Origin of the sequence: Halomonas sp. ND22Bw, from assembly GCF_003011945.1 — a bacterium.
GTDB classification, from domain to species: domain Bacteria; phylum Pseudomonadota; class Gammaproteobacteria; order Pseudomonadales; family Halomonadaceae; genus Halomonas; species Halomonas halophila.
This window is the reverse complement of the sequence record NZ_PXWD01000544.1, coordinates 1-307: the sequence shown is the minus strand read 5'-3', so window position 1 is coordinate 307 and position 307 is coordinate 1. Positions and strand designations below refer to the sequence as shown.

The window sequence follows — 307 nt, the reverse complement described above, 5'->3', positions numbered from 1 at the left end:
CAGGGATCGGAACAGCGTCTCGTTCAGCAGCTCGTCGCGCAGGCGTCCGTTGAAGCTCTCGTTGAAGCCGTTCTGCTGGGGCTTGCCCGGCGCGATGTAGTGCCAGCCGACGCCGGTGTCGTCGGCCCAGGCCAGGACCGCGTTCGAGGTGTACTCCGTGCCGTTGTCGCTGACGATGGTGTCGGGCCGCCCTCGCTGCCGGATGACGGCGTCCAACTCCCGCACGACCCGCGCGCCCGACAGCGAGGTGTCGGCCACCAGCGCCAGGCACTCGCGCGTACAGTTATCGATCACCGTCAGGATGCGG

At 68.4% G+C, this 307-nt stretch carries 1 protein-coding gene; it reads right to left on the bottom strand.

Going from position 1 to position 307, the window contains the following annotated elements; translation table 11 throughout:
* Nucleotides 1-307: integrase core domain-containing protein (locus tag CVH10_RS19300; RefSeq protein ID WP_146143100.1), on the bottom strand; the 307-nt coding region annotated here is incomplete at both ends.